Annotated in this window: 19 protein-coding genes and 2 pseudogenes; 11 read left to right on the top strand and 10 right to left on the bottom strand. The window is 70.6% G+C overall.

All coding sequences use genetic code 11. The annotated features are described in order from the left end of the window. Positions 1-17: 17 nt before the first annotated feature. Entirely contained in the window at positions 18-890 is an 873-nt protein-coding gene (locus tag AB0M48_RS34135) for an oxidoreductase (RefSeq protein WP_363849728.1), read from the top strand. Here AB0M48_RS34135 and AB0M48_RS34130 read toward each other — a convergent pair. Both AB0M48_RS34130 and AB0M48_RS34125 read right to left on the bottom strand, forming a co-directional pair. Then, the gene (locus AB0M48_RS34130) at positions 877-1,620 is read right to left on the bottom strand and encodes an ABC transporter permease (protein ID WP_363849726.1); all 744 of its coding nucleotides are present in this window, start codon (positions 1,618-1,620) and stop codon (positions 877-879) included. The two genes, AB0M48_RS34135 and AB0M48_RS34130, sit on opposite strands and share 14 nt — an antisense overlap. Beyond that, a complete protein-coding gene (locus AB0M48_RS34125) occupies positions 1,617-2,525 on the bottom strand; it encodes an ATP-binding cassette domain-containing protein (RefSeq protein ID WP_363849724.1) in 909 nt (302 codons plus the stop codon). Before AB0M48_RS34125 ends, AB0M48_RS34130 begins: the two co-directional genes overlap by 4 nt. Positions 2,526-2,602: 77 nt before the next feature. Here AB0M48_RS34125 and AB0M48_RS34120 point away from each other — a divergent pair, with 77 nt between their 5' ends. The 5 genes from AB0M48_RS34120 to AB0M48_RS34100 all read left to right on the top strand — a co-directional run bounded on the left by AB0M48_RS34120 (position 2,603) and on the right by AB0M48_RS34100 (position 6,830). Continuing rightward, complete coding sequence (locus tag AB0M48_RS34120) at positions 2,603-3,286, top strand: TetR/AcrR family transcriptional regulator (RefSeq protein WP_363849722.1); 684 nt, start codon at positions 2,603-2,605, stop codon at positions 3,284-3,286. Then, complete coding sequence (locus tag AB0M48_RS34115) at positions 3,283-3,813, top strand: molybdenum cofactor guanylyltransferase (protein ID WP_363849720.1); 531 nt, start codon at positions 3,283-3,285, stop codon at positions 3,811-3,813. The genes AB0M48_RS34120 and AB0M48_RS34115 overlap by 4 nt, the downstream gene beginning before the upstream one ends. A 61-nt stretch (positions 3,814-3,874) precedes the next feature. Then, entirely contained in the window at positions 3,875-4,924 is a 1,050-nt protein-coding gene (locus AB0M48_RS34110) for a MoxR family ATPase (protein ID WP_191304813.1), read from the top strand. 62 nt (positions 4,925-4,986) lie between these two features. After that, the gene (locus AB0M48_RS34105; protein WP_363849912.1) at positions 4,987-5,868 is read left to right on the top strand and encodes a DUF58 domain-containing protein; all 882 of its coding nucleotides are present in this window, start codon (positions 4,987-4,989) and stop codon (positions 5,866-5,868) included. Further along, complete coding sequence (locus tag AB0M48_RS34100) at positions 5,865-6,830, top strand: VWA domain-containing protein (protein WP_363849718.1); 966 nt, start codon at positions 5,865-5,867, stop codon at positions 6,828-6,830. Before AB0M48_RS34105 ends, AB0M48_RS34100 begins: the two co-directional genes overlap by 4 nt. Here AB0M48_RS34100 and AB0M48_RS34095 read toward each other — a convergent pair. From AB0M48_RS34095 to AB0M48_RS34080, 4 genes are read right to left on the bottom strand one after another with little or no spacing between them, the layout of a single operon-like run. Beyond that, complete coding sequence (locus tag AB0M48_RS34095) at positions 6,815-7,348, bottom strand: dihydrofolate reductase family protein (RefSeq protein ID WP_363849716.1); 534 nt, start codon at positions 7,346-7,348, stop codon at positions 6,815-6,817. The two genes, AB0M48_RS34100 and AB0M48_RS34095, sit on opposite strands and share 16 nt — an antisense overlap. After that, on the bottom strand, positions 7,345-8,208 hold the full coding sequence (locus AB0M48_RS34090; RefSeq protein WP_363849714.1) for a TAXI family TRAP transporter solute-binding subunit: 864 nt from the start codon (positions 8,206-8,208) through the stop codon (positions 7,345-7,347). The genes AB0M48_RS34095 and AB0M48_RS34090 overlap by 4 nt, the downstream gene beginning before the upstream one ends. Next, complete coding sequence (locus tag AB0M48_RS34085; RefSeq protein ID WP_363849713.1) at positions 8,205-9,509, bottom strand: HAMP domain-containing sensor histidine kinase; 1,305 nt, start codon at positions 9,507-9,509, stop codon at positions 8,205-8,207. Before AB0M48_RS34085 ends, AB0M48_RS34090 begins: the two co-directional genes overlap by 4 nt. After that, entirely contained in the window at positions 9,510-10,169 is a 660-nt protein-coding gene (locus tag AB0M48_RS34080) for a response regulator transcription factor (protein ID WP_319983090.1), read from the bottom strand. 131 nt (positions 10,170-10,300) lie between these two features. Here AB0M48_RS34080 and AB0M48_RS34075 point away from each other — a divergent pair. Next, positions 10,301-10,501: pseudogene (locus AB0M48_RS34075) on the top strand (alpha-ketoglutarate transporter); the annotation flags it as partial. 183 nt (positions 10,502-10,684) lie between these two features. Further along, positions 10,685-10,924, top strand: a pseudogene (locus AB0M48_RS34070) (alpha-ketoglutarate transporter); the annotation flags it as partial. 20 nt (positions 10,925-10,944) lie between these two features. On the opposite strand, the gene AB0M48_RS34065 reads toward AB0M48_RS34070, so the two are convergent. Next, positions 10,945-13,527 carry an FAD-binding and (Fe-S)-binding domain-containing protein gene (locus AB0M48_RS34065; protein ID WP_363849711.1) on the bottom strand — a complete coding sequence of 861 codons (2,583 nt, stop codon included), beginning with the start codon at positions 13,525-13,527 and terminating at the stop codon, positions 10,945-10,947. A gap of 108 nt (positions 13,528-13,635) precedes the next feature. Here AB0M48_RS34065 and AB0M48_RS34060 point away from each other — a divergent pair, with 108 nt between their 5' ends. From AB0M48_RS34060 to AB0M48_RS34050, 3 genes are read left to right on the top strand one after another with little or no spacing between them, the layout of a single operon-like run. Continuing rightward, complete coding sequence (locus tag AB0M48_RS34060) at positions 13,636-14,340, top strand: beta-ketoacyl-ACP reductase (protein WP_363849709.1); 705 nt, start codon at positions 13,636-13,638, stop codon at positions 14,338-14,340. 49 nt (positions 14,341-14,389) lie between these two features. Beyond that, positions 14,390-15,157, top strand: a complete 768-nt coding sequence (gene fabI, locus AB0M48_RS34055) for an enoyl-ACP reductase FabI (protein ID WP_363849707.1) — start codon at positions 14,390-14,392, stop codon at positions 15,155-15,157. Between the two features lie 52 nt (positions 15,158-15,209). Next, entirely contained in the window at positions 15,210-16,235 is a 1,026-nt protein-coding gene (locus AB0M48_RS34050; protein WP_363849705.1) for a ferrochelatase, read from the top strand. 23 nt (positions 16,236-16,258) lie between these two features. On the opposite strand, the gene AB0M48_RS34045 is transcribed toward AB0M48_RS34050, so the two are convergent. From AB0M48_RS34045 to AB0M48_RS34035, 3 genes are all read right to left on the bottom strand, one after another. Continuing rightward, positions 16,259-17,584 (bottom strand): extracellular solute-binding protein, encoded by a 1,326-nt coding sequence (locus AB0M48_RS34045; RefSeq protein ID WP_363849703.1) that lies wholly within the window; start codon positions 17,582-17,584, stop codon positions 16,259-16,261. After that, positions 17,581-19,383, bottom strand: a complete 1,803-nt coding sequence (locus AB0M48_RS34040; RefSeq protein WP_363849702.1) for a VWA domain-containing protein — start codon at positions 19,381-19,383, stop codon at positions 17,581-17,583. Before AB0M48_RS34040 ends, AB0M48_RS34045 begins: the two co-directional genes overlap by 4 nt. 172 nt (positions 19,384-19,555) lie before the next feature. Continuing rightward, positions 19,556-20,353 (bottom strand): hypothetical protein, encoded by a 798-nt coding sequence (locus AB0M48_RS34035; protein ID WP_363849701.1) that lies wholly within the window; start codon positions 20,351-20,353, stop codon positions 19,556-19,558. Between the last annotated feature and the right edge of the window lie 30 nt (positions 20,354-20,383).

Below are 20,383 nucleotides of genomic sequence, written 5' to 3'. Positions count from 1 at the left end.
CTGGCACAGTGGAAGGAATGACGTGGCGACTGGGTGACCTCACCGTGAACCGGGTCGGGTTCGGTGCGATGCGACTGCCGCAGCGGGGGACGGCGTTCGACCGCCGGGCCGAGCCGCGCGACCGCGGGCAGGCGATCGAGGTGCTCCGGAAGGCCGTCGAGCTCGGGGTCAACCACATCGACACGGCCGCCTTCTACTTCTCCGCCACGCGGTCGGCGAACGAACTGATCAACAGCGCGCTCTCGCCGTACCCGGAGGACCTGGTGATCGTCACCAAGATCGGGCCCGGTCGCACGCCGCAGGGGGAGTGGCTGCCGCTCGCGACGCCGGAGCAGCTCAAAGGGCAGGTCGAGGAGAACCTGCGGCAGCTCGGCCGCGACCACCTCGACGTGGTCAACCTGCGGATCAGCGGCCTGGACGACCTCAGCACGCACTTCGAGCGGCTCGCGGACCTGCAGCGCGACGGGCTGGTCCGGCACCTCGGCCTGTCCAACGTGAAACCGCACCACCTCGACCAGGCGCAGAAGATCGCCACGGTGGTGTGCGTGCAGAACTCCTACGGACTCGGGCACCACCCCGAGCAGGACGACTTCGTCGGCGTGTGCGGGGAGCGGGGCATCGCGTACGTGCCGTTCTTCGCGCTCGCCGGCGCCAACCAGGAGGCCGGGACGTCGGCCGAGGACGACGTCGTCACGGAGATCGCGCACGCCCGCGGTGCCACACCCGCGCAGATCCGGCTGGCGTGGACGCTGGCGCGCGGGCCGCACGTGCTGGTCATCCCCGGCACGGGCGATCCCGCGCACCTGCGGCAGAACGTCGAGGCGGGCGAGCTGACCCTCAGCCCGGACGAGCTGACCCGCCTCGACGCCGCGCACCTCAGCGGCGGTTGATCCGGCCGAACAACCAGGTGGCCCAGCCGAACGCCACGGCCAGCAGCCCGCCGGACCACGCCAGCGCGAGCCACCACGAGGTCACCGGCTGATCGTTCAGCAACGTCCGGACGGTCTCGATGACCGGCGTGATCGGCTGGTGCTCGCTGACGGCGCGCAGCCAGGACGGCATCGTCTCCACCGGCACGAAAGCGCTGCTCAGATATGGGATGAACAGCATGAAGAACCCGAGCAGGCTGGCCGACTCGACGGTTCGCGCGACCACACCGAAACCCGCCGCTAGCCACGACAGCGCCAGCACGTAGAGCAGCAGCACGCCCATCGCCAGCACCCATCCGGCGACCGAGGCGGCCGGCCGGAAGCCCATCAGCAGCGCGACCAGCACCACGGCGGACGTCGCGAGGGCGTTGCGGGCGACCGAGGCGACGACGTGGCCGGTCAGCACGGAGAACCCGCTGATCGGCATCGACCGGAACCGGTCCACCACGCCCTTCTTCATGTCGTCGGCCACGGACATCGCCGTGGACGTGGCGCCGTAACCGGTGCACAGCACGAGGATGCCGGGCACCACGTAGTCCACGTAGGACTGAACGGAGCCGATCGCGCCGCCGAACACGTACACGAACAGCGCCATCATCAGTACGGGCAGCACGATCGACATGATCACGAGGTCGAGGTTGCGGCGGCTCAGCCGGATGCTGCGGCCGATCATCGTCAGCGAGGCGGTCATGCGGCCACCGCCGTCAGTGACGTGAAGACGTCGTCCAGGGTCGGGCGGTGCGTGGACGCTCGCAGCACGCCGACCTGGGCGGTCAGCAGGTCGTCGAGCACGCGGTGCAGGTGCACCGCGCTGCCGTCGGACGGCACGCTCAGCGTCACGCCGTCGGCCACCCCGCCGATCACGGACCGTGCTCGCAGCGCGTCCTCGGCGCAGGAGAAGGTCAGGTCCAGGCGGGTGCCGCCGACCGAGTTCTTCAACGCGTCCGCGGTGCCGTCCGCGACGACGCCCCCGTTGTTCAGCACCACGATCCGGTCGGCGAGGCGGTCGGCCTCCTCCAGGTACTGGGTGGTGAGGAAGATCGTCACGCCGTCGCGCACCAGGTCCCCGATCGCGTCCCACATCGTCGTGCGGCTGACCGGGTCCAGGCCGGTGGTCGGCTCGTCCAGGAACAACAGTCGCGGCGGTGCCACCAGGCTCATCGCCAGGTCCAGGCGCCGGCGCATGCCACCGGAGTAGGTGCGCACCCGCCGGTTCGCCGCGTCGGCCAGGCCGAACCGCTCCAGCAGTTCGAGAGCCCGTGCGCGAGCCGCCGGCCTCGCGAAACCGCGCAGGCGGGCGATCATGACGAGGTTCTCGCGCCCGGTCTGCTCCTCGTCCACCGCCGCGTACTGCCCGGTCAGGCTGATCGCGCCGCGCACGGCGGCGGCCTCGCGCACCACGTCGAACCCGCACACCTGCGCCGTGCCGCCATCGGGCCTGGTCAGCGTGCTCAGGATGCGGATCGTGGTCGTCTTGCCCGCGCCGTTCGGCCCGAGCAGAGCGAGTACGGACCCTTCCGCGACCTTCAGGTCCAGGCCGTTGAGCACCGTCGTGGAGCCATATCTCTTCGTCAGACCCTCTGTCTCGACGATCATCGAACCCCCTTTTATGCGTATCTCATACGCAAAACCTGAATTAGCGTATGGCATACGCATCTGTTTGACTAGTGGGCATGAAGAGGGGGCGCAAGCCGACCATCGACGCCGCCGACATCACGCGGGCCGCCATCGCGGTCGCGGACGCCGAAGGGCTTGCCGCCGTGTCGATGGCACGCGTCGCGCAGGAGATGGGCAACGCCACGATGGCCCTCTATCGGCACGTCAAGAGCAAAGACGAGCTGCTCACGTTGATGGCCGACGCCGCGTTCGACGAACCGCCCGCGCTGCCGGACGGCGAGTGGCGCGACAAGCTCGGGTCCTGGGCCAAAGCGATGCTCGAAGGCATCCGCAGGCGTCCGTGGTTCCTGCAGATCCCGATGAGCGGCCCGCCGACCGGTCCCAAGAGCCTCGCCTGGTTCGACAGCGCGCTCGGTGCGCTCGAGGGCACGCCGCTGGAAGCCGGGGAGAAGGTCGGCGTGGTGATGGGCCTGATGACGTTCGTGCACGGCGAGGCGTGGCTGAGCGTCGCGCTCACGAAGGGGTACGAGGACAACCCGGCCCAGTTCAGCCGCGAGTACGGGCAGCGCCTGCGCGAGATCGTCGACCCGCGCCGGATGCCCGCGCTCGCGAAGATCGTCGCGGCCGGTGTCTTCGACATGGACGAGCTCTTCGACGCCGACGACGTCGCCGCCGACTTCGACTTCGGCCTGCACCTGTTCCTGGAGGGCATCGCCACGCACATCGGAGGCCGGGCATGACCTACGCGGTGATCATCCTCACCGGTGGCAAGGGCGAGCGGCTCGGCGGCGTCGACAAGGCGGCGCTGTCCTATCGGGACGCGACGCTGCTCGACCACGTGCTGTCCGTTGTGGACGACGCGGCGCAGAAGGTCGTCGTGGGACCGGAGAAGGACCTGCCGGGCGTCGTCTGGGCACGCGAGGACCCGCCAGGCGGAGGGCCGCTCGCCGGACTGGCCGCCGGACTGGCGAAGATCACCGAGGACTGGGTCGTGGTGCTCGCCGTCGACCAGCCCGGCCTCACCCGCGACACCATCGCGAGGCTGCGCGCGGCCGGCCGCAACGCCGTGCTCAAGGACGACAGGGTGCAGTGGCTGATCGGCTGCTGGAACACCGCCGACCTGCGCCGGGCCCTACCCGAAGATCCGCGGAACCTGCCGCTGCGCAAGACTCTTCTGCGGCTCGACCCCGTCGAGGTGTCCGCTTTGCCCGGTGAGGCGAGGGACGTCGACACGCCCGCCGACCTGGACACCCTTCACAGCGGTTGAACAGGCGGCGAGTAAGACTGTTCAACGATCGGTAAACCCTGTTCCGCATGGAGGCCCGCACGTGACCGAGCCCGCCGCCGAGGCAACGCCGAACGCATCGGCGCCCGTCACCCCGGCTCGTGACGCCCAGCTGCTCGAACGCACCGTGTTCGAGGTGAAGCGGGTCATCGTCGGCCAGGACCGGCTCGTCGAGCGGATGCTCGTGGGTCTGCTGGCCAAGGGCCACCTGCTGCTCGAAGGTGTGCCGGGCGTCGCCAAGACGCTCGCCGTCGAGACGTTCGCCCGCGTGGTCGGCGGCTCGTTCTCCCGCGTGCAGTTCACGCCCGACCTGGTGCCCGCCGACATCCTCGGCACCCGCATCTACCGCCAGTCCACCGAGACGTTCGACGTCGAGCTCGGGCCGGTCGTCGCGAACTTCGTGCTCGCCGACGAGATCAACCGCGCGCCCGCCAAGGTGCAGTCGGCGATGCTCGAGGTCATGGCCGAGCGGCACGTGTCCATCGGTGGCCGCACGTTCCCGATGCCGAACCCGTTCCTGGTGCTGGCGACGCAGAACCCGATCGAGAACGAGGGCGTGTACCCGCTGCCGGAGGCGCAGCGCGACAGGTTCCTGTTCAAGATCCAGGTCGAGTACCCGACGGCCGAGGAAGAGCGCGAGATCGTCTACCGCATGGGCGTCGAGGCGCCCACGCCGAACCAGGTCCTCTCGCCCGAGGAACTGGTGCGCCTGCAGGGCGTCGCGTCGCGCGTCTTCGTCCACCACGCGCTCGTCGACTACGTGGTCCGCCTGGTGATCGCGACCCGCGCGCCCGGCGAGCACGGCCTCACCGACGTCGCCGGCTGGGTCGCCTACGGTGCCTCGCCGCGTGCGTCGCTCGGCATCATCGCCGCCGCGCGTGGCCTCGCGCTCGTGCGCGGCCGTGACTACGTGCTGCCGCAGGACGTCGTGGACGTCGTGCCGGACGTGCTGCGCCACCGCCTGGTGCTCTCGTACGACGCGCTGGCCGACGGCGTGCCGATCGACCACATCATCACCCGTGTGCTGCAGATCGTGCCGTTGCCGCAGGTGTCGGCCCGTCCGCAGCAGCCGGTTCCGGCTGGTAGGCCGTGAGCAGGGACAAGGCCGAGGAGGAGCGCCCGTCCTGGGCGCCGCCCGTCCTGCGCGGCGTCAAGATGGAAGCCGCGCTGCGCATGCTGGAGCTCGAGGTCCGGCGCCGTCTCGACGGCCTGTTGCAGGGCAACCACCTCGGCCTCGTGCCGGGGCCGGGTTCCGAACCGGGCGAGGCCCGCACCTACCAGCCCGGCGACGACGTGCGCCGGATGGACTGGGCGGTCACGGCCCGCACGACGATCCCGCACATCCGCGAGACGGTCGCCGACCGCGAGCTGGAGACGTGGCTGGCGATCGACCTGTCGCCGTCGCTCGACTTCGGCACCGCCGCGTGCGAGAAGCGCGATCTGGCCATCGCCGCGACGGCCGCGGTCGCGCACCTGACGCGGGGCGGCGGCAACCGGATCGGCGCCGCGGTCTCGACGGGCGCGGAGAGCGTCCGCATCCCGGCGCGCGGCGGCCTGGCGCACGCGCGCGGCATGATCCGCAAGATCGCCGAGATCGACCGGGCGCCCGAGGGCACCCGCGGAGACCTGGCCGCGTTGCTCGAACAACTGCGCCGCCCGCCGCGCCGGCGCGGCCTGATCGTGGTGATCTCCGACTTCCTCGGAGAGATGGAGTGGCAACGGCCGTTGCGCGCTCTGTCCGCGCGTCACGACATCGTGGCCATCGAGGTCGTCGACCCGCGTGACGTCGACCTGCCCGAGGTCGGCACCGTCGTGCTGTCCGACCCGGAGAGCGGGCGGCAGCGCGAGGTGACCGCGTCCGCGTTGCTGCGCAAGGAGTTCAACGCCGCGGCCGCGGAACACCGCAGTGAGGTGGCGGCGGGCCTGCGGCGCGCGGGCGCCGGGCACCTGGTGCTGCGGACCGACTCGGACTGGATCGCGGACACGGTTCGTTTCGTGGTGGCGCGCAAGCGCCGCTGGTCTGGGGGTGTCGCATGAGCTTCTCGAACTTCGTCGCCCCGTGGTGGTTCCTGCTGCTGGTCGCCGTTGCGCTGCTCGCCGCCGGATACGTGGTGGCGCAACGGATCCGCCGCAAGCGGGTGCTGCGGTTCACGAACCTGGAACTGCTGGAGAAGGTCGCGCCCAAGCGGGAGCGCTGGTCGCGCCACGTCCCGGCGGCGTTCCTGCTGGCCGCACTGGCGTTGCTGACGGTCGCGCTGGCCGGCCCGACGTCCGAGCAACGCGTCCCGCGCAACCGGGCCACCGTGATGCTCGTGGTCGACGTGTCGCTGTCGATGAAGGCCACCGACGTGAAGCCGTCGAGGCTGGAGGCCGCGCAGGTGGCCGCCAAGTCGTTCGCCGAGGGTCTCACGCCGGGCATCAACCTCGGCCTGATCTCGTTCGCCGGCTCGGCCACCGTGCTGGTCGCGCCGACCACGGACCGCCCCGCCGTCACGCAGTCGATCGACGGGCTCAAGCTCGCCCAGTCGACCGCCACGGGTGACGCGCTGGTGGCCGCGATGGCGTCGATCGACTCGTTCGGCAAGGTCGTCGGCGGCGCCGAGGGTCCCCCGCCCGCTCGCATCGTGCTGATGACGGACGGCAAGGAGACCGTGGGCACCCGCAAGGCGTTCGACGCGGCCGAGGACGCGAAGAAGGCCGGCATCCCGATCTCCACGATCTCGTTCGGCACCGAGGACGGCGTGGTCGACATCGAGGGGCGGCAGCAGTCCGTGCCCGTCGACGACGACTCGATGAAGGAGATCGCGAAGATCTCCGGCGGCGAGTTCTTCAAGGCCGCCTCCGCCGAGGAGCTGCGGCGCGTCTACGACACGCTCGGCGAGCAGATCGGGTACGAGAAGAAGCAGGCCGACGCGTCGAAGCCGTGGCTGTTGCTCGGCACGATGACGGCGATGTTCGCCGCCGCCGCGGCCTTGCTGCTGGGTCAGCGCCTGCCGTAGATCAGCTCGACCACACCTGTTCCGAACGCCCTGGTGCTCTTGAGCGCCAGGGCGATCGGCTTCTTGAAGAACGGCGTGCCCCCGCCGATCGCCACCGGGTTCAGGTAGAGCCGGACCTCGTCGATCAGGTCGTGCTCGAAGAACGAGCCCACCAGCTGCGCGCCGCCGACCATGCTGTCGCCGGGCAGCGCCCTGATCTCGTCCGGCACGACCTCGCGTTTCACCGTGGTGTTCCAGTCGGCGGTCTCCAGCGTCCGCGAGTAGACGATCTTGGGCATCTCCCGCCAGATCCGGCCGAAGTCGTGCATCGGCTGGGGCCACTCGGGGTGGTCGCCGGTGTGCGGCCACGCTTCGAGCATCGTCTCGTGGTTGCGGCGGCCGTCGATGAACCTGTCCATCCGCGCGAGCCCGGTGTTGAAGTGCTCGTGCATCTCGTCGTCGACGACGTGCCAGCTGATGTCGTGGCCGGGGCCCTCCATGAACCCGTCCAGCGAGACCGACGCCATCGTGATGATCATCCGTGCAACCTCCGGTATTCCGCTGCCGCACCTGGGTGCAGGGGCACTTCGCCGGTGTCGATGAGACTGCGCACGTCGAGGTACTGGGTGCCGAGTGCCTGCTCCGGCACGAGTTCGGCCGCCCTGCCCACGAGCAGCCGCACGACGGCGCCCGCGAACTCGGTGCTCAGGTCGGGGCGGCACACCAGCAGGTTCGGCGTGCCGATCGTGGGGACGTCGACGGGGGAGCCGTAGACGCCCGTGCGGACGTCCACGCGTTCGTAGACCTTGCCGTAGTCCTGGCGCAGTCTCGGCAGGTAGCCGTCGAGCGGCAGGAGCCTGATGCCGCTGGCCCTGTCGAGTTCCGGGGTCGGGACGCCGCCGGACCACAGCAGGGCGGCGATGTCGCCCGCCTTCAGCGCGTCGACGGCGTTGCGCAACGGGTAGTGCTGCTCCTGCACGCCCAGCGCGAGCCTGGAACCCTGCAGCGCGGCGCCGGAGCCGTCCGCGCCCAGCGACACCGGCTTGCCGATCAGGTCGGCCGCTGTCGTGTACGGCGAGGACTGCAGGACGACGAGCTGCAGGTAGTTCTCGTACACGCGGCCCAGGGCGACCAGGCCGGGTTCCATGTGGGCGCTGTCGCTCAGGGAGAGGGCGATGTCGGCGCCGCCCTCGCGGAGGTGTTCGAGGTTGTCGGCGCTGCCGCCGGTCTCGATCGGGGTGATGGTCAGCGGGCTGGGCGCCAGCCGCGAGATCAGCGCGGCGAAGTCGTTGTAGAAACCGCCGGGCTCGCCTCCCGCGATCCTGATCGTGCCGGCGGGTTCGCTCGTTCCGCACGCGGTGAGAGCGAGTGCCCCGAGCAGGAACGTCCGGCGCCTCACAGCAGCGGCTCCTTCGGCAGTTCCACCGTCACGACGAGTCCGTTGTCCGTGCGCAACCGCAGCTTTCCGTCGTGCGCGGTGACGATGCGTTCCGCGATGGCCAGGCCCAGGCCGGTGCCGCGGCGGGAGTCGTCGCCGCGCCAGAACCGTTCGGTGGCGCGCCCGATGTCCTTTTTGGACAACCCAGGGCCGTTGTCCCGCACGGTCAGGGTGGCGCGGTCGCAGATCACGGTGACCTCGGTGCCGCCGTACTTGATGGCGTTGTCCAGCAACACGTCCAGCACCTGGGCGAGATCCGACACCGCGCACCGCACGAGTCCGGGCGCGCGGTCGTCGACGGTGATCGTCACGCCGTCGGCCTGGGCCGCCGCGCGCCAGGCGTCGACGCGGTCGTGCGCCACGACCTGGAGGTCGGCGAGTTCGGGTTCGACGCCGCCCGCGGCGCGTTCGGTGGCGGTGCTCTCGGCGGAGGCCAGCGCCAGGAGCCCGTCCAGCAACGACTCCAGGCGTTCGACCTCGGTCAGCAGCGAACCGTTGGACGGCAGCATGTCGACGCGCAACCGCAGTGCGGCCATGGGGTTGCGCAGCTGGTGCGAGGCGTCGGCGATCAACCGGCGTTGCTGGTCGGCGGCCTCGGCGACGGCATCGGACATCCGGTTGAACGACTCCGACAACGCCCGCAGCTCGGCCGGGCCGGCGGTGTCGGCGACGTGGGCGCGTCGCTGGCCTTCCGCGACCGCCCGGACGCCCCGATCCAGTTCCTTGAGCGGCCGCAGCAGCCAGCGGGACACGACGAGCGCCAGCAGCACGCACGCGCACGCCGCCAGCAACGCCCCGGCCAGCACCAGAGCCCACCGCCGCGCCACGTCGAGGGCGGCCACGCGCGTCGAGGCCCGCAGCACCACGGCGCCCGCGACCTTCGTGCCGATGCCGACGGGCCGGGCGAACAGGACGTCGCCGCCGCTCCACGGCAGCACGGTCGGCACCGGTGCGGCTGGCTGGTTGCGCAGCGCCGCGTCGATCTGCGCGGACACGTCCCCGACCGTCATGCCCGACTCGACGACGGGCGTGCCGGACGCGTCGACGACCACGATCTCCTCGCCGTAGACCTCGGCGTAGCGCTCCGCCTCGGAGACCACGACGTCGACCGGCAGCGTGGCGAAGCGGTCCAGGTCCGCGGTGCGGCTGATCACGAACTGCTGGGTGCGCTCCGAGGCCGTGCTCATCAGCAACGGGAAGGCGAACGCGGTGACGGCCGAGAGCGAGAACAGCAGCAGCACCAACAGAAGTCGTTGCCGCACCTATTCACCGAGCCGGTAGCCGAAACCGCGGATCGTGTGCAGCAGCCCCGGCCGGTCGAGCTTGGCGCGCAACTGCGTGAGGTGGACGTCGAGCGTCCGCGACACCGCCACGAACGCGTTGCCCCACACCTCGTCCATCAACTGCTGGCGGCTCACCGCCGTGCCGGGCCGGCGCGCCAGCACCGCGAGCACGTCGAACTCCTTGGTGGTCAACGAGATCTCGCGCCCGCCGACCACGACCTGACGGCTCTGCAGGTCGATCTCCACATCGGACACCCGCACGAGCTCGTCGGGTTCCTGCGACCGGGCCGCGCTGCGCCGCGCCACCGCGTCGATGCGCGCCAGCAACTCGGCCAGCCGCACCGGCTTCACCAGGTAGTCGTCCGCGCCCAGCCGCAGCCCGCGCACCACCGTGCGTTCGTCACCGCGCGCAGTCAGCACGAGCACCGGCACCGGATCGATCTTGCGGAGCTTGCGCAGCACCTCGAGGCCGTCCTGGTCGGGCAGTCCGAGGTCGAGCAGCACGACGTCCGCGTCGCGGTGGGCGATCAGCGCGTCGGCACCCCTGCGCACGCGGGCAGGCCGGTGGCCGTTCGCCCGCAGCGCTTCCACCAGGGCGTCGGCGACACCGTCGTCGTCTTCGACCAACAGCACCCGCATGGGAGCAGTATCGCCCCATGAAGTCGTTTCTGTGGTGTGCCGACGCGCTTAAGTAACTGTAAAGAAGCCTCAGCCCAGGTTGTGAGGGGTGCGGCGACGTCGGAACGGTGTCCGGCATGACGGAGTGGGGAGGCCGGCGGATCGCGTTCGTCATCGGCGCGACCGGGGCGGTCTCGCTGATGGCCACGGGCTCGCTGATCATCGCGCTGACGCCGTCCTACGGGTCGATCGGTGTCGCCGCGCCGGTGTTGCTGGTGCTCGCCCGGTTGCTGCAGGGCCTGTCGGCCGGCGGCGAGTACGCGACCTCGGCGACCCATCTGTCCGAAGTGGCCCGTCCTGCGCACGGCTCGGCTTCTGCTCCGGCTTCCAGCAACGCCCTGAAGGTGCTGCGCGCCCAGCGCTACCAGCTGACCGGCCGTCAACGACACGTAATCGTCGTGATGTGGCCGCGGCGAGACCGAGATGTCTACCTGCGGAAGTTCATGGTGAACACCAGCAAGATCGACGCCGCGACGGTCAGCTGGATCAGCTTCGCCGCGCTGCTGGTGATCGTCACCGGCTACACGTCGACCAACGCGATCGTGAAGGCCATGGCGATCTTCGGCGGCACGGCCGAGTACGTGGCGCTATGGTTCAAGCAGGCGGGCATGGAGTCGGTGTTCTTCTACTACGTCGCCAGGTGCGTGCTGATCTCGTTGCTGGTCTACGGGTTCATGCGCGAGACGTCGAAGGACTCGGTGCTGGACCGCGACTAGAGATCGGCACCTCCCGTTGGTCAGCGGTGAACCACACCCAGGCGAGCTGCCAGCGCGCTCGCCAGGTGGACCGGCTCGCGTTCGGTCGTGTGGCGGATCTGGGTGCGGCAGCTGAAGCCGTCCGCGATCACCAGCGCGTCCTCGTTGTCCCGCAACGCGGGCAGCAGGTCCTGCTCGGCGCACGCGATAGACACGTCGTAGTGGCCCTTCTCGAAACCGAAGTTGCCCGCGAGCCCGCAGCAGCCCTCGACGACCGTCGGCTTGAGCCCCGCCCTGGCCATGGCCTCGCGGTCCGGGTCAAAGCCGAGTTCCGCGTACTGGTGGCAGTGCGTCTGCACGACGGCCTCGCGGGTGCCCTCCACCGCGGGCAGCATCGGCGCGACGTGCTCGGCGAACGTCCGGGTGGCCTGGGCGAGCGCGTGGACGGCGGGGTCGTCCGACAGCTTCGGCGCTTCCACGCGGAGGAACGCCGTGCAGCTCGGTTCCAGGCCGATCACCGGAACGCCCCGGCTCGTCCACGGGAGCAGCGCCCGCGCGGTGCGTTCGACCACCCGGCGCGCCTTGGCGAGCTGGCCGGTCGAGTGCCACGTCAGTCCACAGCAGACGTTCGCGGACGGCACCTCGACGTGGTTTCCAAGATGTGCCATCACGTTGGCTGCGTCGAGGCCGATGCCCGGCTCGAAGAAGTTCGTGAACGTGTCGGGGAACAGCAGCACCGGATCGCCCTTGCCGAGAGGGTGCAGCTGACGGACCAGGGGAGTGGTCCGGCGCGGCAGCTCGCGTTCCGGCGTGATGCCCGCGAACCGGCCGAGATGGGCCGTGAACCTGTTGACCAGACCGTACTTCAGCCAGGTCGGCAGCCAGCCCATGGCGTAGTGCGACCGCGGCCTGATCCGGCCCTTGTAGTGCTCGTGCAGGAACTCGGCCTTGTAGCTCGCCATGTCCACGTCGACCGGGCAGTCGCGCTTGCAGCCCTTGCACCCCAGGCAGAGGTCGAGCGCCTCCGCGACCTCCGGCGACCGCCAGCCGCCCTTGATCACGTCGCCGTTGAGCATCTCGAACAGCAGGTGTGCGCGACCTCGCGTGGAGTGCTTCTCCTCCTTGGTGACGCGGTAGCTCGGGCACATCACGCCGCCCTTGGTGTTCAGGCACTTGCCGACGCCGACGCACCTGCGCGTGTCGCTCGCGAACTCCGCGCGGGTCGGGATCCTCGGTGGTGCGACGAGGACCCGCAGGTCGTCGTCGAGCTTCAGCGGTTCCACGATCCGGCCGGGGTTGAGCAGGTTCCGCGGATCGAACGCGCGCTTGAACTCGCCGAACGCCCTGATGGCCGCGGGCGGGTACATCCGGCCGAGCAGCTCGGACCGCGCCTGGCCGTCGCCGTGCTCGCCCGACAGGCTGCCTCCGTGGCTGACGACCAGGTCCGCCGCGTCCTGCAGGAACTCCCGGTACCCGCGGGCCAGGTCGAAGTCGATGCGGACGTGCAGGCACCCCTCGCCGTAGTGGCCGTAGGTGATGCCGCGCCGTCCGTACCTGGTCAGCAGCTGGTCGAACTCGCGCAGGTAGGTGCCGAGCCGTTCCGGCGGGACGGCCGCGTCCTCCCAGCCCGACCACGCCTCGCTGCCGTCGGCCATCCGGGTGGCGAGCCCGGCGCCGTCCTCGCGGATCCGCCACAGCGCACGCTGGTGCACCGGGTCGTGGATGATCATCGAGTTCTTGGTGATCCTGGCGACCCGTTCCGGGTGGTCCTCGACCTCGACGAACAGCCAGCTGCGACCGTCCGGCAGGTCGGGGCGGGTCCGGACGCTGTGCACCAGTGCCTCGTTCAGGCCCTCGATCGCGAGCGCGTCCTCGATCTGGGTGACCTGGTCGGCGGCCTCGTAGGTGTCCGCGAAGCCGAGCACGACCAGGACGCGGCGTTCCGGCCTGCGCACCAGCTTCAGCTCCGCGCCCAGCACCACGACACAGGTGCCCTCGGTGCCGACCAGCTGCTGCGTCAGCGTCGGGGCGTCCAGCGCGTACCCGCTGACGCGGCGGCTGAGCTGAGGAAACCACGCCGCGTCGTGCGCGGGCAGGGCCAGTTCCGGAGGGTTCGTGGTGTCGAACGTGCGGCCATCGACGGTGAGAACGCTCAGGTTCGTGACGTTCTCGCTGGTCTTGCCCCACTTCACCGAGTGCGCGCCGCACGCGTTGTTGCCGATCATCCCGCCGATCGTGCAACGCGAGTGCGTCGACGGATCGGGGCCGAACAGGTAGGCCCCGGCCTGAGCGTTGATCTTGTCGAGCACCGCTCCCGGCTGGACCTGCGCCCGGTCGCCGGAGATCTCGAACGCGTTCAGGTACCGGCTGAAGTCGATCACCAGGCCGGTGCCGCACGCGTTGCCCGCGATGGACGTTCCCGCGCCCCTGCTGGTGATCGGCACACCCTGCTCGGCCGCGATCGCCACGGCCGTCACCACGGCGTCCGTCGTGCGCGGGCGGACGACCACCCGCGGCACGTGCCGGTAGTTCGACGCGTCCGCCGAGTACAGGGCCCGGCTGGCCGGGTCGTCCAGGACGTCACCGTCCACCTGGCGCCGGAGCTGATCGAGAAAGGCCCGCATCACACGATCATGCCCGGATGGATGTGACATGGCTCCGCCGATGCCGGACTACCTGCCGGTAGCCGATAGCCTCACCCGGTCAACCAGCAGCGATTCTCAGGAGAGCTAGTGAGTCGGTCCGTTCTGGTCACCGGAGGCAACCGCGGCATCGGCCTCGCGATCGCGCAGGCGTTCGCGGCGCAGGGCGACAAGGTCGCGGTGACGCACCGCGGGTCCGGCGCTCCCGAAGGTCTGCTCGGCGTGAAGTGCGACGTGACGAACTCCGAGGAGATCGACGCCGCGTTCACCGAGGTCGAAGCCGCCCACGGTCCCGTCGAGGTGCTCGTCTGCAACGCGGGCATGACGCAGGACACGCTGCTGCTGCGCATGAGCGAGGAGCAGTTCACCCAGGTGATCGACGCGAACCTGACCGGCGCGTTCCGGTTCGCCCAGCGCGCCTCGCGCGGCATGCTGCGCAAGAAGTTCGGCCGCATCGTCTTCATCTCGTCCGTCGTGGGCCTGACCGGTGGCCCCGGCCAGGTGAACTACGCCGCCTCCAAGGCCGGCATGGTCGGCATGGCGCGTTCGATCGCGCTGGAGCTCGGCTCGCGCAACATCACCGCGAACGTCATCGCGCCCGGCTTCATCACCACGGACATGACCGCGGAGCTGCCCGAGGCCGTCCGCGAGGCAGCGCTCAAGCAGATCCCGGCCGGCCGTTACGGTGCGGCCGACGAGATCGCGCGCGCCGTCACGTTCCTCGCGGCGAACGAGGCGGGCTACATCAACGGTGCCGTGCTGCCGGTCGACGGCGGCCTCGGCATGGGCCACTGACTTTCTCGAACCACGGCTCGTTTCCCGTACTGCGAAAGGGTTGGATCAAGTGACCGGACTGCTCGAAGGCAAGCGACTGCTGATCACGGGTGTGATCACCGACGCGTCGATCGCCTTCCACGTCGCACGCGTCGCCCAGGAGCAGGGCGCCGAGGTCGTGCTGACCGGGTTCGGCCGGATGAGCCTCGTGACGCGCATCGCGCAGCGTCTGCCCAAGCCCGCGCCGGTCGTCGAGCTCGACGTGCAGAACCAGGAGCACCTCGACACGCTCGCCAACCGCGTGCGTGAGCACGTCGACGGTCTCGACGGCGTCGTGCACGCCATCGGCTTCGCCCCGCAGAGCTGCCTCGGCGCCCCGTTCATGGACGCGCCGTGGGAGGACGTCTCGGTCGCGATGCACGTCTCCGCGTACTCGTACAAGGCGCTCGTGCAGGCCACGCGCCCGTTGCTGTCGCACGGCTCGTCGGTCGTCGGCCTCGACTTCGACGCCCGTCAGGCGTGGCCCGCCTACAACTGGATGGGCGCGGCGAAGGCGGCGTTCGAGTCGATCAACCGCTACATGGCGCGCGACCTCGGCCCGGACGGCATCCGCGTGAACCTGATCTCCGCCGGCCCGGTGCGCACCATGGCCGCGAAGTCCATCCCGGGCTTCGGCGAGCTGGAGAAGATGTGGGGCGAGAAGGCTCCGCTGAGCTGGGACGTCGACGACCCCACGCCGGTCGCGAAGTCCGTCTGCGGCCTGCTCTCCGATTGGTTCCCGGCCACCACGGGCTCGATGGTGTTCGTCGACGGCGGCGTGCACTTCCTCGGTCTCTGACGTCACATCTGTTCGTCATGTGAGGCGTTCGGGCGTCTGATTGGATGGAGCGGTGAGTTTCGATGCGCTGCTCTGGCTGTCGTTCGGCGGCCCAGAAGGTCCTGAGGACGTCCGTCCCTTCCTGGAGAACGTGGTGCGCGGACGTGGCGTGCCGCCGGAGCGGCTGGACGAGGTCGAGGCCCACTACCAGCACTTCGGCGGCGTGTCGCCGATCAACCGCCTGAACCTCGAAGCCATCGACGCCGTGCGGGCCCGTGGCTTCGAGCTGCCGATCTACTTCGGCAACCGCAATTGGCACCCGATGGCCGAGGACGCCGTCGCGCAGATGAAGGCCGACGGTGTGAAGCGCGCCCTCGTGTTCCCGACGAGCGCGTACGGCGGCTACTCCGCGTGCCGGCAGTACGACGAGGACATCGTGCGCGCGCTGCAGGCCGTGCCGGACGGCCCGGAACTCGTGAAGCTGCGCCAGTTCTTCGACCACCCGCTCTTCATCTCCGCGTTCGCCGACGGCGTGCGCGCCGCGGCCGCGTCCCTGTCCGGCCCGTACCGCCTGGTGTTCACCGCGCACTCGGTGCCGGTGTCCGCGGACAAGGCCGCCGGACCGCCCGCGGAAGGCGGCTACCGCTACTCGCGCCAGGTCGTCGAGGCCTCCCGGCTCGTGGCCGCGGAGCTGGGCATCACCGAGTACGACGTCGTGTGGCAGTCGCGTTCCGGCCCGCCGCAGATCCCGTGGCTCGAGCCGGACGTCGTCGACCACATCGACGCCCTGCACGCCAAGGGCGTCACCGGGGTCGTGGTGTGCCCGATCGGTTTCGTGTCCGACCACCTCGAAGTGGTGTGGGACCTCGACACCGAGGCCAAGGACCGCGCTCTGGAGCTCGGCATGGAGTTCGCCCGCGCCGCCACGCCGAACGGGGACCCGCGCTTCGCCGAGCTCGTGACCGAGCTGGTCGCGGAGCACACGTCCGGTGCACCCGTGCGGAAGCTGTCTTCGTTCGTGGTGGCGGGGTGCACGGTGAACGGTGCGCCTTGTGCGCCGTTGTGCTGCGAACCGGCCAAGAGGCCTGCCCGGGCTTAAGCCCTGTCCTGCAGGGACAGGGCCTACCGTCCCTGGAGGGCTGCCGTCAGCGACTCCTCGGCGTTGGCGGGCAGGGCTCCGTCGTGGTCGAGGGCGTAGCGGACGATGGCGCGGAACTCGTCGCTGAAGCGCGAGTAGTACGGCGTGACCGGGCGTAATCGGGCGTCCTCGATCGCCTTCAGGAGTGTGCGGGCGTAGGGGTGTTCGCTGGCCACCCGGCTGTCCTGGTAGACGATGCCGCGGGTGGCGGCGAGGCCTCCTCGTTCGAAGAGCAGCTGCTGGCTGCGGGGGCCGGTGAGGAACTCGATCAGCGCCTGGGCGGCGCGCGGTTTGGTGGACTTCGCGGAGATGGCGAGGTTCTGGCCGCCCAGAACGCTCGGGCCCGGCAGCTGCGCCACCTCGAAGTCGATGCCGGGACGGCCGGCTGATTCGTCGCGATTGCCCTCCAGGATGCGGTGGGCCACGGGCCAGTTGCGCATGAAGGCGATCTTGCCGTCGCGGAACGCCTGGGTCGTCAGCTCCTCGCTCTGCGTGCGGGATTCGGGCAGCACCACGGGCTTCTCGCCCTTGAGGCCGTCGGCGAGCCAGCGCAGGGCGCGGCGGGTGCGGTCGGAGTCGATCACGACCTTGCCGGTCTCGTCGACCACGTCGCCCTTCTCCGCCCAGATCAGTTCCAGGGCGTTCACGGTGAGGCCCTCGTAGTCGAGCAACTGGCCCGCGTAGCCGGCGGTGAGGCGGGCGTCCTGTGCCGCGGCAAGTCCGCGGGTCGAGGTGTCGGCGATGTCGTCGAGGCCGAGCGGCTCGTCCTGCACGAGGTCCTTGCGGTAGAAGAGCAGACCCGCGTCCGTGTTGAACGGCAGCGCCCACAGGACACCCTGGTAGCGGCAGCTCTCCAGCGGACGGCGCAGGAATCCGCTGGTGTCCACAGCGGACAGCGGGCGCAGGTAGCCGGACTGGGCGAACTCCGCGGTCCAGGTGACGTCGAGGTTGTAGACGTCCGCGTTCTCCACCTTCTCCCTCGCCCGCGCGACCATCTCGCTGCGCTGGCCGTCCGCCTCCGTCGGCAGTTCGATGATCTCCGCAGGCTGTTCGGGGTGCTCGGAGTTCCACTGGTTGATCAACGCGCGCCGCTGGCCGCCGTCGCTCTGGTCGCGGCCGCTGAGCACGACGAGCTTGCCCTTCTCCCACTCCGTGGACTCGCGGAAGAGCGGCTGGATCCCGCTGGTGAACAGGATCGTCAGCACGACGCCGACGGCCACGCCCATCGCGAGCCACGACCGGTTCGCCCACACCACGCCGGGCGGGCCCAGCCTCGGCAGGGCCGCCCACGTGCGCCGCAACCACCTCATCCGGCACCTCCCCACACCCGGCGGAACAACGCCGCCAGGTCGTCGCCGAGCGTGTCCGTGGTCGAGTCGCGGCACTCACCGCCGGACGCGTCCGTGATCGAGGTCAACGCGTGCGCCGCACAACTCGCTTCGCCCACGGCGATGACGAACACCCGGATCCCCCTCTGCCGCACCGCGTTCACCACGTCCTGCCTGGTCTGCGCGCTCGTCGTGTCCTCGCCGTCGGTCAGCGCGATCACCGCGCTCACGTGGTCGGCGTCGTCGGCGCCGACCCGGTCGAGGCTGTCGAGGATCGCCTGGTGCAGCGGCGTGCCACCGGAGGGCCGCACCGCGTTCAGCGCGGCGGCCGTGGCCTCCTTGTCACGCCGGCCGAGCGGGATGAGCGGCCGGACCGCGGTGTCGCTGAACACCGACAGGCCGTACGTGTCCCTGGCGCCCATCTGCGTGAGCGCCTTGCGGACACCGTCGACCGCCACGGCGAACCGCTGCTCACCGGTGGCCGTCGGCTCGACCATCGACCCGGACGCGTCGAGCGTGAGCCAGACCCGGCCGTCCCTCTTGGCCTGTTCGTACTTCTTCAGGAACCCGGCCTGGGCCTCCTCGCCGGGCGCCGCCTCGGGCCGGTCGAGCGCCAGACCGGCCCGCACCCCGAACTCCTCGCGGAACTCTGCGCCCGCGGCCTGCCCTGCGGGACGCAACCCGGCGGCGTTGAGCGCCGTCATGCCCTGCTGCGTGCCTAGCCACGCCTGGAACGCCTTCGCCTGCCCTCGGGCGGCGAGGTTCGACACGTCCTGCGCGTCCCACTCGACGAGGTTCAGCGGGTAGTCGGCGCGGTAGGTGTCCGACGGGTACAGCGCGGTGAGGCACGGCTTCTGCGCGCAGCCGGTCTTGTTGTGCCGCAACAGGACCTGCTCGGTCGTGATCATCGCGGAACTCGGCTGCGGCCGGTCGGCCTCCGTGACCCTGCGCTCCACGACGGCCGGTTCGAGCGTGTCGTACAGCGCCGCCGTGGCCAGCCTGCCGTCGATCGCCGTCAGCGGGTTCGGCCTGCCGATCGCGATCCCGGTCCTGCCGACCTTGGTCAGCAGGTCGCCCCAGCTCTCGGGGGAGCTGGAGACGACGTCCTGCGCGATCTGCGCGGGCACGGCGAGCACGACGGGCGAGAACGCGACCGAGCCGCCCGGCTTGACGCGCACCGCCGACGCGATGCCGCCGGTGCGGCGCACCACCTCGTTCGTCTCCGCGGTCGAGTCCGGCAGCCACACGTCCGGGTGCGGCCCGATCTCCCGCAGGTCCTGCGACGACCACGAGGCCCGCAGCGCGAGCGCGCCCCTGTTGCCCGGTGCCGAGTACACGTAGAGCCGCGCCGTGCGGCACCCGTGGTTCTCCGCTGCCGTGTGCTGCTCGAACTTCCGCGCCACGTCACCGATCGCGGGCGCCGCGTCCTGCGACGTCAGGACCCGCACCTCGGTCGGTTGTGGACAGCCGAGCAGCAGCACCCGCCCGTACGCGATCACCGGTGGCGCGGCGACCGCGATCAGCCCGGCCGCGACCACCAGCACGGCCGTGAACACCACCCAGCGCAACCGGATGCGTTTGACCAGCTGGTTCAACCGGTCGATCGCGGACGCCGACAGCACGAGGAGCGTGGCGCCGATGCCGTAGAGCACCCACGACTGCCAGGTCGCGAGCGCCCCGGTGGCCGTCTCGGAGAGCAGGTGCCCGGCGACCGCGGTCAGCATCAGGGCGCCCGCGTACCTGGGCGCTGTGCTCGACCGGCGCTGGTCGACGTCCTCCATTCCGCATTCCTCCCCGATCGGCACCATATGCGCGGGCACCGACAGTTCTGGGGGAGTTGCCCGCTCACGCGGGGTCGCGGGTGGAGAACCACTCGTTTGGGCCAGTGGCCGTCAGCCGATCAGGACGAGGTCTTCCAGCCGCAGGTGAGCGCGGGGCCGCACCTGACCACCGTCAGTGCCTGCCCGCGCCACTGTCCGCCAGGACGCGCACGGCCTCGTCGACCGCCGCGCACCGTGCGCGACGCACGGCTTCGGAGACCGGGCGCAGTGCCTCGGTGCGGGCGGTGATGGCCGACGCCGACAGCGCGCCGCCGGGGGCGTCGGCGCTGGCCACGGACACGATCGCGGCCACCTCCGCGGCCCGTTGCAGCACTCGCAGCGCTCGCGGCGGCATCGCGTCCGGCCACGGCAGCGTGGAGTTCTCGGCCGCGAGGTCGGCGATCTCCTTGCGGACGTTCGGGCGGTGCTTGGCCACGTCCAGCGTCGCCAGGGCCGCCGTCGCCTCGCGCAGCGCCGCGCCCAGACCGTGCTCGGCCTCGCCGATCGGGATGTGTTCGAGGCCGTTGGACGACGGAAGGTCGAACACCGTCCAGCGCATCACGCCGTCGGCCACGATCTTCGGCACGAGCCCGATGTGCACGGACGGGACCACGAGCGCCTCACCGGAGCGCAGCGCGCACGTCGAGAGGGTGCCCTTGCCACCGAGGCCTCGGACGTCGCCCGGTACTGGTAGCACCAGCCGGGCGGAGGTGGCGCCCGCGCGCCGCAGGGCGGCCAGCAGGAGGGCGGGGCCCACGGGGGCCTCGTCGGGACCGGGGAGGTCGAGCGCCGTGGCGGTGCCGTCGTCGTCGGCCACCACCTCGTGCTGCTCGGCCCACGTGTGCAGGGCGTCGAGGACGTCGTCGGCGGCGGCTAGACCGTGCAGCCAGCCCGACGTCCACACGACCAGCGTGGCACTTGCACAGGACACCCGACGAGATTACGTTGCCGGGCCCCGGGA

Source organism: Lentzea sp. NPDC051208, from assembly GCF_040682435.1.
In the GTDB taxonomy this organism is placed as follows: Bacteria; Actinomycetota; Actinomycetes; order Mycobacteriales; family Pseudonocardiaceae; genus Lentzea; species Lentzea kristufekii.
The sequence above is the reverse complement of the archived record's forward strand: the minus strand, read 5'-3'. Positions and strand labels throughout refer to the sequence as shown.